The sequence below is a fragment of the Arthrobacter sp. UC242_113 genome (assembly GCF_044054585.1).
Lineage (GTDB): Bacteria > Actinomycetota > Actinomycetes > Actinomycetales > Micrococcaceae > Arthrobacter.
In genome coordinates, this window is the sequence record NZ_CP171968.1 from 3434048 (window position 1) to 3448950 (window position 14903).

Annotated in this window: 13 protein-coding genes; 5 read left to right on the top strand and 8 right to left on the bottom strand. The window is 67.0% G+C overall.

Translation table 11 applies throughout. From position 1 onward, the window contains the following. Positions 1–10: 10 nt before the first annotated feature. Positions 11–679, bottom strand: a complete 669-nt coding sequence (locus ACHMXB_RS15700) for a response regulator (protein WP_395399803.1) — start codon at positions 677–679, stop codon at positions 11–13. Positions 680–691: 12 nt separating this feature from the next. Then, complete coding sequence (locus ACHMXB_RS15705; RefSeq protein WP_395405302.1) at positions 692–2266, bottom strand: ATP-binding protein; 1575 nt, start codon at positions 2264–2266, stop codon at positions 692–694. A 277-nt stretch (positions 2267–2543) separates the two neighbouring features. Here ACHMXB_RS15705 and ACHMXB_RS15710 point away from each other — a divergent pair, with 277 nt between their 5' ends. The 5 genes from ACHMXB_RS15710 (at position 2544) to ACHMXB_RS15730 (ending at position 7203) form a co-directional block, all read left to right on the top strand. After that, positions 2544–3554: a tripartite tricarboxylate transporter substrate binding protein gene (locus ACHMXB_RS15710; RefSeq protein WP_111902329.1), complete on the top strand. Its 1011-nt coding sequence runs from the start codon at positions 2544–2546 to the stop codon at positions 3552–3554. Beyond that, the gene (locus tag ACHMXB_RS15715; RefSeq protein WP_111902330.1) at positions 3551–4054 is read left to right on the top strand and encodes a tripartite tricarboxylate transporter TctB family protein; all 504 of its coding nucleotides are present in this window, start codon (positions 3551–3553) and stop codon (positions 4052–4054) included. Before ACHMXB_RS15710 ends, ACHMXB_RS15715 begins: the two co-directional genes overlap by 4 nt. Further along, positions 4055–5761, top strand: a complete 1707-nt coding sequence (locus tag ACHMXB_RS15720) for a tripartite tricarboxylate transporter permease (RefSeq protein WP_395399806.1) — start codon at positions 4055–4057, stop codon at positions 5759–5761. After that, positions 5758–6150 carry a universal stress protein gene (locus ACHMXB_RS15725; RefSeq protein WP_395399808.1) on the top strand — a complete coding sequence of 131 codons (393 nt, stop codon included), beginning with the start codon at positions 5758–5760 and terminating at the stop codon, positions 6148–6150. The genes ACHMXB_RS15720 and ACHMXB_RS15725 overlap by 4 nt, the downstream gene beginning before the upstream one ends. A 93-nt stretch (positions 6151–6243) precedes the next feature. Beyond that, the gene (locus ACHMXB_RS15730; RefSeq protein ID WP_395399810.1) at positions 6244–7203 is read left to right on the top strand and encodes a D-2-hydroxyacid dehydrogenase family protein; all 960 of its coding nucleotides are present in this window, start codon (positions 6244–6246) and stop codon (positions 7201–7203) included. A 19-nt stretch (positions 7204–7222) separates the two neighbouring features. On the opposite strand, the gene ACHMXB_RS15735 is transcribed toward ACHMXB_RS15730, so the two are convergent. From ACHMXB_RS15735 to ACHMXB_RS15760, 6 genes are all read right to left on the bottom strand, one after another. Further along, positions 7223–9946, bottom strand: coding sequence for a PEP/pyruvate-binding domain-containing protein (locus ACHMXB_RS15735; protein ID WP_395399812.1), 2724 nt, complete (start codon positions 9944–9946; stop codon positions 7223–7225). Between the two features lie 142 nt (positions 9947–10088). Next, a complete protein-coding gene (locus ACHMXB_RS15740) occupies positions 10089–10511 on the bottom strand; it encodes a heat shock protein transcriptional repressor HspR (RefSeq protein WP_395399814.1) in 423 nt (140 codons plus the stop codon). Between the two features lie 15 nt (positions 10512–10526). Then, positions 10527–11504: a DnaJ C-terminal domain-containing protein gene (locus ACHMXB_RS15745; protein WP_395399816.1), complete on the bottom strand. Its 978-nt coding sequence runs from the start codon at positions 11502–11504 to the stop codon at positions 10527–10529. Positions 11505–11656: 152 nt separating this feature from the next. Beyond that, positions 11657–12343: a nucleotide exchange factor GrpE gene (locus ACHMXB_RS15750; RefSeq protein ID WP_395399818.1), complete on the bottom strand. Its 687-nt coding sequence runs from the start codon at positions 12341–12343 to the stop codon at positions 11657–11659. Between the two features lie 2 nt (positions 12344–12345). Then, a complete protein-coding gene (dnaK, locus tag ACHMXB_RS15755) occupies positions 12346–14217 on the bottom strand; it encodes a molecular chaperone DnaK (protein ID WP_395399820.1) in 1872 nt (623 codons plus the stop codon). A 239-nt stretch (positions 14218–14456) separates the two neighbouring features. Next, a complete protein-coding gene (locus ACHMXB_RS15760) occupies positions 14457–14843 on the bottom strand; it encodes a hypothetical protein (RefSeq protein WP_395399822.1) in 387 nt (128 codons plus the stop codon). Positions 14844–14903 lie beyond the last annotated feature (60 nt).

Genomic DNA, 14903 nt, shown 5'->3' on the forward strand with positions numbered 1-14903 from the left:
TCCGCGCCGTTCACCCGGCCTTCCACACATACCTCCGCTCGGGACGTCCGACGCCGTATTTGAGTGTCACGTCCACCAGCCCCTCGTCGTTGAGGTACTCCAGATACCGCCGCGCACTGACCCGCGATGTTCCCACCTGCACAGCCAGTTCTGCGGCGGAAACGTCGCCGCCACCGGCGCGCAGCGCCTTCTCCACCACCTGGAGCGTCTCGGCGCTGCAGCCTTTCGGCAGCGGCCGGTCTGCACGTTCCAGCCCAAACACGCGGTTGACGTCCGACTGCTCCGCCACATCCTTGGACGAATCGAGGCTCTGGTACGTGGTGCGGTAGTGCTGCAGCCGCTCCTGCAGATCGGTCTGGGAAAACGGCTTGATCAGATAGTGCACGATCCCGCCGCGGAGCGCCTTCCGCACAGTCTCCACCTCGCGCGCGGCGCTGATCACCAGCACGTCCAGCTCAGGCGCCACGTCACGCAGCTGGTGCATCAGGTCCAGGCCGTTGACGTCGGGCAAGTGGATGTCCAGCAGCACCAGGTCCGGCTGCAGCCGTCCGGTCTCCAGAACCGCCTGCGCGCCCGTATGCGCCACGCCGACGACGGCGAACCCCGGCGTGCGCTGGATAAAGCCGGCGTGGACTTTGGCCACCATGAAGTCGTCGTCGACGATAAGTACCTTGATCAAGGCCGCTCCTCCCTAAGCATCAGCGGTCTTGTGCATCAGCAGTGCCGTGAACACCGCGCCGTGGTCGTTCCGCACGGCGAGCCGGCCGCCGCGCCGCTGGCAGACCACCTTGGCGAGGGCCAAGCCATAGCCGCGGCCGCCGTCGGGCGAATTCTTGGTACTGAACCCCTGCCGGAAGATGTCGTCCATGACCTCCACAGGGACCCCCGGTCCCGAGTCCCGCACCTCAACCCGCACACCGCCGTCGTTCTCTTCGATATGTACCTCGACCTTTGCTTCGGAGGTGTTGGTGACGGCGTCGAGCGCGTTGTCCACCAGGTTGCCCACCACGGTGGTCAGGTCCCGGGACAATTCCTCATCCACCTTGCCCAGCCGGGATTCCTCGGCGAGCTGCAGGGAAACCCCGCGCTCCGCGGCAAGGCTCGACTTGGCGATTAACAGCGCGGCGAGGGCCGGGTCCTCGATTCTGCTGGTCACGTCGTCGTTCAGCCGTGTCCGGTTCGACGTCGTGCCGTTGACGAACTGGACGACGGCGTCATACTCGCCGATCTGTATCAGGCCGGAGATGGTGTGCAGCTGGTTGGCGAACTCGTGCGCCTGTGCCCGGAGGGTGTCGGTGGCCGTCCGCGTCGTGCCCAGCTCGCGTTCCAGCGAAGCCAGTTCCGTCCGGTCGCGGAGAGTGGTGACGGAGCCGATGACGCGCCCGTGCGAGCGCATGGGCATCCGGTTCAGGACCACCAGCTTCTCCCCCACGAGGACCAGCCGGTCCGGGCCGGGCTGGTCCTGGGTGAGGACCTCGCGCAGCGCAGGCGGCACCTCCAGCGCGGCCAGGTTCTTGCCGACGCAGTCGTGCGGCAGATTAAGCAGGCTCCGCGCGCTGTCGTTGACCACCGTGATCCGCTGCTGGGGGTCCAGCGCCACCACGCCTTCCTTGAGCCCGTGCAGCATCGCCTCCCGGTTCTCCACGAGGCCGGTGATCTCGTCCGGCTCCATGCCCAGCGTCTGCCGTTTGACGCGGCGCGCCAGCAGGAACGAGCCGGCCACGCCCAGGACACTGGCCACGCCCAGATAGGTCAGCAGGTTGGGGACGGCGTCGCCTAGACGCTCAAGCACCGAGGGGTAGCTCCTGCCGACGACGGCGATCCCCACCATCTTGCCGGCATCGTCCAGCACCGGCACGTGGGCCACTACCGCCTCCTCTGCCCCGGTTCCGACCACCCCGGTCCACGCCCGCCCGGACATCACCGCGCTGTCGCCGAGTTCCAGCTGGTGGCCCACCAGAGACGGGTCCGACGACGTCACCATCGTCCGGTCGGACCGCGCCAGCGCAACCTGGGAGGACCCCGAAATCGTTCGCACCGCCTCGGACACCGAGGGAAGCACCGATCCGCTTTGCGGCCTGGCATCCGGCAGGAGGCTTCGCACCGCGGGGGTAGCAGCCAGTGTCTCCGCAGCAGAGAGCGCGCGCCGGCCCTCGACCCGTTCAAAGGCTGCCGCCGACTGGGCCAGCGAAATCGCCACCACGGCCACCAGCACGGCCAGCACAATCAGGAGCTGCAGCCGAAGATACTGTCCCGCAAGGGACATTCCTCGCCGTCGAGTCATGTGCTGCTGTTCTTCCTGTGGGTCTGCGGGTGGGGGTGAGCTATACGGGACACGCTACCGGACTTTGGGCGGCGTGTTCCGCGGAGTCCGCAGCGTCTGAACCCTACACGGGACGCCTCGGCGGGCAGCTTGGTTGGGAGCCGGAAACGTGAACGAAATGAACTTAACTTTCTCTGCTTACACAAGCGTGAGCCCGGTCACGTTCGGGCCTAGCATCGGAAGCACCCCAATCAAATGGACCAACGAGAAGAGGAACAACATGCGCGGAATGAGCGCACTGCGCGTGGCCGCAGTAGCCGCAGGCATCGCCCTGATGGCGTCCGGCTGCGGAGCTACCGGCAAGACTGCCGCCGGCCCCTCCACGAGCGGAGCAAGCACCGCACCCCTTGCCGGGCTCCGCATCATGGTGCCGAACACGCCCGGCGGCGGCTACGACACCACGGCGCGCGCCGCGGCGAAGGTTCTCGAGGACGAGAAGCTTGCCACCAACCCCGAGGTCTTCAACCTGGCCGGCGCCGGCGGCACCGTTGGCCTGGCCCGCATCGTCAACGAAAAGGGCAACGGCGACCTCGCCATGCTCATGGGCCTTGGCGTCGTCGGCGCCAGCTACACCAACAAGTCCCAGTCGAAGCTGACCGATACCACCCCCGTGGCCCGGCTCATCGAAGAGCCCGGTGCCATCATGGTGTCCAAGGACTCGCCGTACAAGACCATCGACGATCTGGTGACGGCGTGGAAGAAGGACCCGTCCAAGATCAGCGTCGGCGGCGGTTCCTCAGCCGGCGGCCCGGACCACCTCCTGCCGATGCAGCTCGCCGGTGCCGTGGGCATCGACGCCAAGAAGGTTAACTTCGTTTCCTACGATGGCGGTGGCGACCTGCTGCCGGCAATCATCGGCAACAAGCTGGGCTTCGCGGCTTCCGGCGCCGGTGAATACATCCAGCAGATCAAGGCCGGCGATATCCGGGTCCTGGCAACCAGCGGCGAGAACCGGCTTGAGGGAGTGGACGCCCCCACGCTCAAGGAATCCAAGATCGACCTGGTCTTCACCAACTGGCGCGGCATCGTGGCCCCTCCCGGCATCAGCGACGCTGACCGCGACGCCCTGATCGCAACCCTGGAGAAGATGCATGAATCAGCATCCTGGAAGGAGACGCTGAAGACGCGCGGCTGGACCGACGCCTTCATCACGGGTGACGAATTCAAGTCCTTCCTCACCGACCAGGACAAGCGCGTTGCCGACGTCCTGACGAAGCTCGGCCTGGCGTGACCTCCTTGGCCTCCCGCCTCAAAGGCCGCTCCGAGCTGGGCGTCGCAGCCCTGCTCGGGGCGGTCGGCGCCCTGGTCCTCTTTGACGCAGCGCGCCTGGTTGTGCCGTACTCCCAGTCGGATCCGGTGGGCCCCAAGGCCCTGCCGATGATCGTGGGAGGACTCCTGCTCATCTGCGCCGTGCTGCTGGCAGTGAACGTTCTCCGGGGCGGACGCGGTGAGGCCGAGGCCGGCGAGGACGTCGACCTGACCCACCCGGCCGACTGGAAGACCGTCCTGCCTCTGGCCGGCGCCTTCATCGCCAACATCCTGCTGATCGACTGGGCCGGCTGGGTCATCTCCGGAACGGTGCTCTTCTGGGGCAGCGTTTGGGCGCTCGGAAGCCGCCACTATGTCCGCGACGGACTGATCTCCCTGGCTCTGGCGCTCCTGACCTTCTACGGCTTCTACCTCGGCCTGGGCATTGCCCTTCCCGCCGGGCTCCTTGAAGGGATTCTCTAGATGGACGTCCTGTCCTCACTCATGGACGGGTTCGCGACCGCGCTGACCCCCATGAACCTCCTGTACGCCCTGATCGGCGTCATCCTGGGCACCGCCGTCGGCGTCCTGCCGGGGATCGGCCCGGCCATGACCGTGGCACTGCTGCTCCCGGTGGCCACCGTCCTTGAACCGACCAGCGCTTTCATCATGTTTGCCGGCATCTACTACGGCGGGATGTTCGGCGGTTCCACCACCTCGATCCTGCTCAACACCCCCGGTGAATCGTCCTCGGTGATCACCGCCATCGAGGGCAACCTGATGGCAAAGGCCGGCAAGGCGGCCCAGGCATTGGCGACGGCCGCCATCGGCTCGTTCGTCGCCGGCGCCATCGGCACCTCGCTCCTTGTGGTCTTCGCGCCGATCGTGGTGCAGTTCGCCGTGAGCCTTGGCGCCCCAAGCTACTTCGCCATCATGGTCCTGTCCCTGCTCGCCGTCACCGCCGTCCTGGGCTCGTCCAAGCTGCGCGGCTTCGCGTCCCTCGGACTCGGCCTGGCAATCGGCCTCGTCGGCCTCGACTTCGTCTCCGGCCAGGCCCGCCTCACCTTCGGCCTGCCGCTGCTCTCCGACGGCCTCGACGTCGTCGTGATCGCCGTGGCGATCTTCGCCGTCGGTGAAGCCCTGTGGGTGGCGGCGCACCTGCGCCGCACCCCGCTGCAGATCATCCCGGTCGGCAGGCCCTGGATGGGCAAGCAGGACTGGAAGCGGTCCTGGAAGCCGTGGCTGCGCGGCACTGCCCTCGGTTTCCCCTTCGGCGCGCTGCCGGCCGGCGGCGCCGAGATCCCCACCTTCCTCTCCTACGTGACCGAGAAGCGGCTCTCCAAGCACCCCGAGGAGTTCGGCAAGGGCGCCATCGAAGGCGTCGCCGGGCCCGAAGCAGCCAACAACGCGGCCGCAGCCGGCACCCTGACCCCGATGCTGGCCCTGGGGCTGCCGACCAACGCCACCGCCGCCGTCATGCTGGCCGCGTTCACCCAGTTCGGCATCCAGCCGGGGCCGCTGCTGTTCCAAAACGAGGGTCCGCTGGTCTGGGCGTTGATCGCCAGCCTGTTCATCGGCAACTTCCTGCTGCTGTTGGTCAACCTCCCCCTGGCCCCGGTCTGGGCGAAGCTGCTCCGACTGCCGCGCCCCTACCTGTACGCCGGCATCCTCTTTTTCGCCACGCTGGGCGCCTACTCGGTGAACCTGCAGGCGTTCGACCTGATGCTCCTGCTGGTCCTGGGCGCCCTCGGCTTCATGATGCGCCGCTACGGGCTGCCCGTCCTGCCGCTCATCCTCGGCGTAATCCTGGGGCCTCGCCTCGAAAAGCAGCTCCGCCAGGCGCTGCAGCTGAGCGCCGGCGACGTGTCCGGCCTCTGGAACGAACCGATCGCCGTCGTGGTTTACGTCATCGTGGCACTGGTACTCCTCTGGCCGCTGGCGGCACGGATCTGGCGTGCCCGGCGTCCCCGGACTGGCGGACTCGTCGTGGCCGGCGGACCCGCTGTGGACGGGCCCGCTGCCGGACCCGCTGCCGCGCCCTCAGTCGAGGCGCCTGCCGTTCAGGGACACCCTGTTGAGGGACTCCCTGTTGACGCATCCGCTGCTGAGGCACCCGCTGACCGGGGGCCTGATGCAGGCCGCCGCCGCGCGGACGCCACCCATGCCAACCACGGACAGGAGAAATCGTGAGCATCATTGTCGGCTATATCCCCACGGCCGAGGGGACCGCAGCCCTGGACCGGGCCATCACCGAGGCGCAGAAGAGCCAGAGCCGGCTGGTCATCATCAACTCCTCCCGGGGAGACGCCATCGTTGACAAGCGCTACGCCCAGGCTGAGGACATCTCCGCATTGACGGAGCGGCTGGACCGGGAAGGGATCGAGCATCTGGTCCTGCAGCCGGTGCGCGGCAACGACGCGGCCAACGAGGTGCTGGACGCGGCGGAGAAGTACCGGGCTGAACTCATTGTGATCGGCCTCCGGCGCCGCACTCCCGTGGGCAAGCTGATCATGGGCAGTGCTGCACAGCAGATCCTGCTGGAGGCAGCCTGCCCGGTGCTGGCCGTCAAGGCCAGCTAGCCCCATAACCAGGCACCACTCGACTAGCCTCAAGAGGCAGGGGCCCGCACCGGCGGGTTTCTGCCTCTTTTGGTCTCAAGGCAGAAGGACAGCATGCACCAGCTCGCGATTCTCGACGACTACCAGCGCGTGGCGCACAGCTTTGCCGACTGGAGTTCCCTCGAACAGCGTGGCGTCGACGTCACGGTGGTCAACCAGCACCTCGCCACTGAAGCGGAGGTTGTGGAAACGCTGCAGGACGCCAGCATCATCATTGCCATGCGGGAGCGAACCCCCTTTCCCGCCCGGATCCTCGAAAAGCTGCCCCGGCTGAAACTGCTGGTCACCACCGGCGCCGCCAATGCCTCGATCGACGTGGAAGCAGCTTCACGGCTGGGGATCACCGTCTGCGGAACGGGCGGCTCCCCCACGGCCGCGCCCGAACTGACGTGGGCACTGCTGCTGGCGTTTCCCCGGAACCTGACACAGGAGGAAGCCTGCCTGCGCGACGGGCGCTGGCAGACGGGCGTCGGCTTCGAACTGTCCGGCAAGACCCTTGGAATTGTGGGGCTGGGGAAAATCGGAACGCGCATCGCCGGCTACGGTCGTGCCTTCGGGATGGACGTGCTGGCCTGGAGCCAGAACCTCACCGACGAGGCTGCTGCTGCGGCAAGCGCCCGGAAGGTCGGCAAAGATGAGTTGTTCCGGGAGTCCGATGTCGTGTCCCTGCATCTGCGGCTGTCGCCGCGTTCTGAGGGAATAGTCGGTGAACGTGAACTGCGGCTGCTTGGCCCGGACGGCGTGCTGGTGAATACTGCCCGCGGTCCCCTGGTGGACCAGCAGGCGCTGGTCACCGCACTGCATGAGGGCTGGATCCGCGGGGCGGCGCTCGACGTGTTCGACCAGGAACCGCTGCCCGCCGGCCATCCCCTCCTCGATGCGCCCAGGACCCTGCTGTCACCGCACCTGGGATACGTGACCGACGCCAGCTACCGGGCCTTCTTCAGCGGCGCGCTCGAGGACGTCACGGCGTGGCTGGACGGCTCGCCGATCCGGGTGCTCACCCCCAACTAAGTAGCAGCTCAGGGCGTTCCTAGCCCTGAGAACGCCCTGTTCTGCTACCTAGTTGACCATTTAGCCGTCGAGCCGTCACGGTGCCGGCGTCGCCGTCGACCTTAACCTGCTGTCCGCTGGACACACGCTGGGTAGCCACGCCCGTTCCCAGGACGGCGGGGATCCCGTACTCCCGGGCGACGATCGAGCTGTGGCTCAGGGGACCGCCAACGTCCGTGACCACGCCGGCCGCCATCGCGAACAGCGGTGTCCAGGCGGGGGTGGTCATGCGTGCCACCAGCACCTCGCCCGGCTGCATGCTGGCGAAGTCGTCGGGGCCGTGCAGCAGCCGGGCCGGTGCGGTGACGTGTCCGGAGCTGGCGCCGACGCCGGTGATGACGTCCCCCGCCTGTTGCTGGGTTCGTGCGGGCATCATGCTGCCAAAAGCGCGTTCCATCCAGCGGCTTTCGGGCAGCAGCTGCGGGGCCGCGGCTTTCCGCTGGCCCCGCCACAGCATCTTGCGCTGCTCAACGGCCTCTGCCCGCACGGGCCGGTCCGTGCCGGTGATGGCCGCGCCGGGCGTAGCCAGCCCGAAATCGATGGCGTTGCGGAGTTCATCGAGACGGAGCCAGAAGATGTCGGACGGTGCGGCGATGACGCCCGAGGCCGTGAGCCGCTCCCCCAGTTCCAGCAGCATCCGGCGCATCAGCGGCCAGGCCAGTCCGACGTCGGCGAGTGCGTCCTCACGAACGGGCGCCGCTTTCTGCGCCCAGCGCAGCAACCTGCGGAAGACTGCTCGACGGCGCGGCCCCAGCCTGGCACTGATCAGCCGGCACTGCTCCTCCCGCCTGTCGGCAGACCGCTGCTGGCGCTCGTGCGGATCCTTCCCCTGCCCCCGCACGAAGTACCTCAGGGTCTCGAGCAGGGCGGAGGGGTCATCGGCCGGCACAGGATTGACGAAGTCAAGGTTGTAAACGGCGTGCCCGTAGCGGTCCAAATGCCGCTGAAGGCGGGAACGCCACTCATCCCACTGGCCCTGATCCACCCCCGCCGGAGGCGTGCCGCTCCGGAGAGCTTCGGCGATGCCGGCCGCTGATCCCTCCGTGATGGCCGAGGCAAGCGGCGGCCTTTCGCGCGTCCACACCGCCAGGTCGTACAGGGACTTCTCTGCGCGGATGGGCTCGCTGTCATAACCGATGAGGAAGACCTCCGCGGACGGGTCCCCGGGCCGCCGGACGAGCTTGTCGTAGTAGCTCCGGAACATGATCTCGCTGGTGGCCGCGATAGGGATGATGGACTGCACGGCGGTGTAGTAGGCAGCGCCCGCGTCCAGCAGCGCAGAAATGCCCTCCAGCAGTTCGGGAGCAGGACGGTCCGACGGCGGTTTGGCCGCCCAATACTTCACGAGCCCGCGGTACTTCGGGTGCGAGTGGTCGCGCCATCCCTTGATGCCCATGTTGGCCTTGCCCTGGGCAAGCGCCCGCATAGCCGTCAGCGACTTGCCCATGACCCGCCGCATTCCGGCGTTGTTGTAGTAGTAGTACGCGTAGCCGTTGACCGTGGGCAGCGAGACGTCACCGGGCCGCACCACGCTCTTGCCGAATGCCTCGTTGAACAGGGCGTTCAGCGAGCGCACCACGGCACCGTCGATGAGGTCGGCGAAGAGGGGCGACAACGGGTCCGGCAGCTGCTCGACGATGCTGGCCCGGAAGTACATCCCGTTCGGATAGGGCAGCGGCCACTCCGTCGGAGCATCGGCCGAGGGCTCAGGCAGCGCGGTGATGGGACGGGCCTGCAGGATGAAGAAATCCCCTGCCGCCTGCGCCCACTCGATGTCCTGGGGCACCCCGAAATGCTGCGCAATGGCCGTTCCCTGCCGGGCCAGCGCGGCCGCCGCGTCGTCCCCGAGGACCGGCTCCCGGCGCTTCTCTTCGGGGACCGGCTGTTCCCTGGTGCCGGTTCCGTCGTAGACCGTCATGACGTCTTTGTCCGCCGTCCGGCGCTGCGCTACCCGGCCCGTCGCGGCATCCAGTATGACATCGTCCGTGGTGACGGCCCCGCTGACCACTGATTCACCCAGCCCCCACGCGGCGCTGATCACTACCTCGTCGCGGCGGCCGGTGGCGGGGTTGGCGGTGAACAGCACACCGGCGGCCCCGGCGTCGACCATCTCCTGGATCACCACCGCAAGGCGCACCGTGGACGGATCAAAGCCGTTCCGTACGCGGTACGCCATGGCGCGCGCATTCCACAGCGACGCCCAGCAGTCGATGACGGCGGCGGCGACGGCGTCTGGCCCGGTGACGTTCAGATATGTGTCCTGCTGGCCGGCGAAGCTGGCCGAGGCGAGGTCCTCCGCGGTGGCCGAGGAGCGCACCGCAACCCGCGCGGCGTAATCGCCGCTGGACTCTGCACCGTCCTCTTCGCCCAGGTCCGCCGCCTGGTGGCTCAGCCGCCCGTACGCAGCACGGAGTTCGGCGCCAATCTCCTCGGGCATCGTGCTCTCGGCGAACAGGGAACGGATTTGCCGCGCGGCGGCCTCGTAGTCGTCGTTCGAAGCGTCGGCGGGAAGGGCGGCGAACTCGAGGATGCGGCCGGCGATCCCGTTGGCGTTGACGAAGTCCTGGTAGGCCGGCGTGGTGAGTACAAAGCCGGACGGCACCGGAAAACCGGCCCGGGCCAGCTCCCCGAGGTTGGCGCCCTTGCCGCCTGCCTCGTCCACATCGCTGCGTCCCAGCTGGTCAAAGTCCTTGATGTAGGTCATGACCCCGCCGTCCCTTCTGCACGGGAGCCGGGGACCGCGGCATCGCGGCTGGTGACCGGGTCTAGCGCTGCACCCTATTTTGGCACTGCACGTAATTCTGGCAATGGGGAAGGCCAGCGGGAATGGCTACCTAGGGAGCCGGCTAGAGGTCGCCACGCGGGCGCCACACCACTACGGCCTGCGAACGGGGCCGGGGGCGTTGGCCGCGCGCCAAACTCACCACATCGCCGGCGGTGCCGGCGGCGAAGATCCGGGATTCCAGCGGCTCACGACGGCGGGCCAGTTCGTCGGTCAGTTCGGCCACCCGGTGCTGCAGGGCAGCAACCTGGTTTTCGAGTTCCAGGATGCGTTTGATCCCCTCGAGCGAGACGCCCTCATGGGATAGCCGCTGCACTTCACGGAGCCGGTTCACGTCCCGCTGGGAGTAGCGGCGGGACTTGCCCGGCGCCCGGCTGGGCGAGACGATGCCCAGCCGGTCGTACTGGCGCAGTGTCTGCGGGTGCATGTCGGCGAGCTCGGCGGCCACCGAGATGACGAAGATCGGCTGATCGAAGTTGATTTCCACGGCCGGCACCCGTCGCTAAAGCCGGGCCTTGGCTGCCAGGCCCTGGCGGACGTCCGCACCGGTGGTGGCGGCCGCAAATGCTTTCACGGCCTCCTCGGCTTCCTTGCTCAGGTTCTGTGGTACGGCGACGTCGATGGTCACCAGCAGGTCACCGGTAGCCTTCGACGTCTTTACGCCGCGGCCCTTTACCCGGAGCGTGCGCCCCGACGGAGTGCCGGCGGGAACGCGGACCCGGACGTGTTCGCCGTCGATCGTGGGAACTTCGATGTCGGCGCCCAAAGCAGCTTCGGGGAAGCTGACGGGCACGTGGATCCGGAGGTTGTCGCCGTCGCGGGTGTAAAAGTCATGGGGCTTGACGTTGACGGTGACCAGCAGGTCGCCGTTGCCCGCCGGGCCGTACTGGCCCTTGCCGCGGACGCGCACCTTCTGGCCGTCCTTGATGCCCGCGGGCACCCGGACATCGATGACCTCGCCGTCCGGTTCACGCAGCCCGATGGTGGTGCCGCGGATGGACCCGGCGAAGGAGATACTGGTGCTGGCCGTCCGGTCGGCACCCTTCTGCGGGGCGCGCTGGTAGCCGGTCTGGCCGCCCCCGAAGCCGCCGCCGAACAGGTCAGCGAACTCGGGCGGTATGCCCCCAGCGGTGCTGAACCCGCCGGAGTGCCGGCCGCCGCCGCCGGTGAACAGGCCTCCGAAGAGGTCCTCGAAGCCGCCGTTCGCGGTGCTGCCCGCGGTGTGCGGGGCAAAGCGCGCGCCGCCGCCCATGGCCCGGATGGCGTCATACTGCTGCCGCTCATCAGCATCCGACAGCACGGAGTACGCCTCGGAAATGTCCTTGAACTTCTTCTCCGCAGCAGTATCCCCGGAGTTCGTATCAGGGTGGAACTGCCGAGCGAGCTTCCGGTAAGCCTTCTTGATGTCAGCGTCGGAAGCGTCCTTGGCAACACCAAGGATCTTATAAAAGTCCTTGTCCACCCAGTCCTGGCTAGCCAATGGCGTTTCCTTTCAAATCGTGCAGAGTTCGCTACGCAGATGTTTGTTCACTCACTTTAGGCGAGCAACACGCTGGCGCGGAGGCCGGATAGGGGGCGGCGGTGTGGAGTGCACCGCCCCCTATCCGGCGTAGCGCCGAAGGTGGCCAAACGTCAGGCAGGGACCGCGACGATTACCTGTGCAGCCCGGAGGACCCGCTCGCCTGACTTGTAGCCGGAGCGGAGCACCTGGCTGACGGTGTCAACCTCGATATCATCGCCGGGCTGCTGAATGAGGGCCTCGTGGATGGTTGGATCGAACTCCACGCCGGTCTCATCGATGCGGGTCAGGCCGTACGTCTTCAGCGCGTTCTCCAGCTTGGTGGCGATCGCGGCGAACGGGCCGTCCGCGAGGTCACCGTGCTGGCGGGCGGCGTCGACGTCGTCAAGCACCGGCAGCAGGGAGTTCAGGACGCCGATGACGGCCATCTCCCCTGCCACGGCGCGGTCGCGTTCAACGCGCTTGCGGTAGTTGACATACTCGGCCTGCAGGCGGAGCAGATCGTTCTTCAGCTCCGCCGCCTCGGCACCGGTGGTGGAGCCTGTCGAAACCCCCTGCGCCACGGACTCCTCGGCGGGCACCTCGACCTGGTTGAGGATTTCCTCAGCCTGGGCGAGGGCGTCGCCGTCGGAATCCGCCGAAGCGCCGGCTTCCGGTGCAGAGGGCTGTCCGCCCTCCGGGTGCCGGGCCTCACCGGTCACCGGGTCCACCTTGCGGTGGTCCCGGATGACCGGCTCATCGCGGTTGCTGCCCTGGTCTCGGGAAGAGTTGTGCTCTTCTTCGTTACCGTGATGCGGCATGGTTACTTCTTCTCTTCTTCGTCGACGATTTCGGCGTCGACGATATCTTCATCCGAAGAACCCGTCTTGTCGCCGGCGGGGGCGCCTTCGGCACCTGCAGCACCGGTGGCGCCGTCCGGGGAACCGGCCTGGGCGTAGATGGCTTCGCCGAGCTTGGTCTGGGAAGCCTGCAGCTTCTCAAACGCGGACTTCACCGCGGCGTCGTCGGTGCCTTCGAGGGCCTTCTTGAGGGCGTCGACGTCGGCCTGGACCTCGGTCTTGACCTCTTCGGGCAGCTTGTCGCTGTTGTCGGCGATCAGCTTGTCCACCGAGTAGGCGAGCTGCTCGGCCGTGTTGCGGGTGTCGGTGGCCTCGCGGCGTGCCTTGTCCTCTGCTGCGTGCTCCTCGGCGTCCTTGACCATGCGGTCGATGTCTTCCTTGGAGAGCGCGGTGCCGCCGGTGATGGTCATGGACTGTTCCTTGCCGGTGCCCTTGTCCTTCGCGGAGACGTGCACGATGCCGTTGGCGTCGATGTCGAAGGTGACCTCGACCTGCGGAACGCCGCGCGGGGCCGGTGCGATGCCGGTCAGCTCGAACGTGCCCAGCGGCTTGTTGTCGCGGGTGAACTCACGCTCGCCCTGGAAGACCTGGATGGCCACGGACGGCTGGTTGTCGTCGGCCGTGGTAAAGGTCTCGGACCGCTTGGTGGGGATGGCGGTGTTGCGCTCGATCAGGTGCGTCATGACGCCACCCTTGGTTTCGATGCCCAGGGACAGCGGGGTGACGTCGATCAGGAGAACGTCCTTGCGCTCACCCTTCAGCACGCCGGCCTGCAGGGCTGCACCAACGGCCACAACCTCGTCCGGGTTGACGCCCTTGTTGGGCTCCTTGCCGCCGGCCAGTTCCTTGACGAGCTCGGAGACGGCAGGCATACGGGTGGAGCCGCCGACGAGCACGATGTGGTCGATGTCGGAAAGCTTGATGCCGGCTTCCTTGATGACGTCGTGGAACGGCTTCTTGGTGCGCTCGAGCAGGTCCTTGGTCAGGTCCTGGAACTTGGCGCGGGTCAGCTGCTCGTCCAGGTGGACCGGGCCGTCCGGAGTGACGGAGAGGTACTGGAGCGAGACGTTGGTGCTGGTGGAGGAAGAGAGTTCCTTCTTGGCCTGCTCGGCAGCCTCGCGGAGGCGCTGCAGGGCGATCTTGTCCTTGGACAGGTCGATGCCCTTGACCTTGAGCTGGTTCAGCAGGTATTCGACGACGCGGTTGTCCCAGTCGTCGCCGCCGAGGCGGTTGTCACCGGCGGTGGCGCGGACCTGGATGGTGGAGAAGTCGTCTTCGTCCTTGCCGACTTCCAGCAGGGAGACGTCGAAGGTACCGCCACCAAGGTCGAAGACCAGGATGAGTTCGTCTTCCTTGCCCTTGTCCAGGCCGTAGGCCAGGGCGGCCGCGGTGGGCTCGTTGACGATGCGGAGGACGTTCAGGCCGGCGATCTCGCCGGCTTCCTTGGTGGACTGGCGCTCGGCGTCGTTGAAGTAGGCCGGAACGGTGATCACAGCGTCGGTGACCTTTTCGCCGAGGTAGGACTCGGCGTCGTTCTTCAGCTTCATGAGGACACGGGCAGAGATTTCCTGCGCGGTGTACTTCTTGTCATCGATGGCCACGGACCAGTCGGTGCCCATGTGGCGCTTGACGGAGGCGATGGTGCGGTCGATGTTGTTGACGGCCTGGCGCTTGGCGATTTCGCCGACCAGGACCTCGCCGGACTTAGAGAACGCAACGACGGACGGCGTGGTGCGGCCACCCTCGGCGTTGGCAATAACGGTGGGCTCGCCACCTTCGAGAACGGAGACGACGGAGTTGGTGGTTCCGAGGTCGATACCTACTGCACGTGACATGTGTTGCTTCCTTCTTTCCTTGGAAACTTTGGGCTCGCTCACTCCTTGAGCGATCTGCACTCAACTTTACTCAGCAGGGAATTTAAGTCAATCCAAAGTTGAGTCCAATGCGCTCAACTTTGCTTCAAAGCCGAGCCATCCGGACGCAGGAAACCCCCGGCACTCGGCGGAATGCCGCGGAGCACCGGGGGTTTTTAATGAGCCGGGGGAACCTGATTTCGCCCAGCGTGAACGTGCGCCTAACCTCCCGAGGAGGTGCCGCCGTCGTCCTTCTTCAGTTCTTCCGCAGTACCGCTTTCGGGGGTGGTTCCGGCAGCCCCGTAGTCGCCCTCCGGATATTCGCCTTCCTCATCCCCGGGCAGCTCCTGGCCGACGGTGCCGGCGCGGCCATAGTTGCCCTCCGGGTACTCGCCCTCGTCCCGCTCAGCGGGGGCCCCGACCGCACCCGCCTCACCGTAATCGCCCACGGGATACTCGCCCTGGGACTCGGTGGCTGCTCTATCCCCCGCCACTCCGGCATCACCGTAGTCGCCCTCAACGTACTGGCCGCTGTCCCCCTCCAGCGCCGGATTCTTGGAACCGGTGTGGGCCTTTCCCGCGGCGCCGGACTCACTGTTTTCGGTCATCGGTTGATCACTCCTTCGAAAGGACTGGGCGCGCCTGGTCCGGCCGCAGTGGCAGTCTAC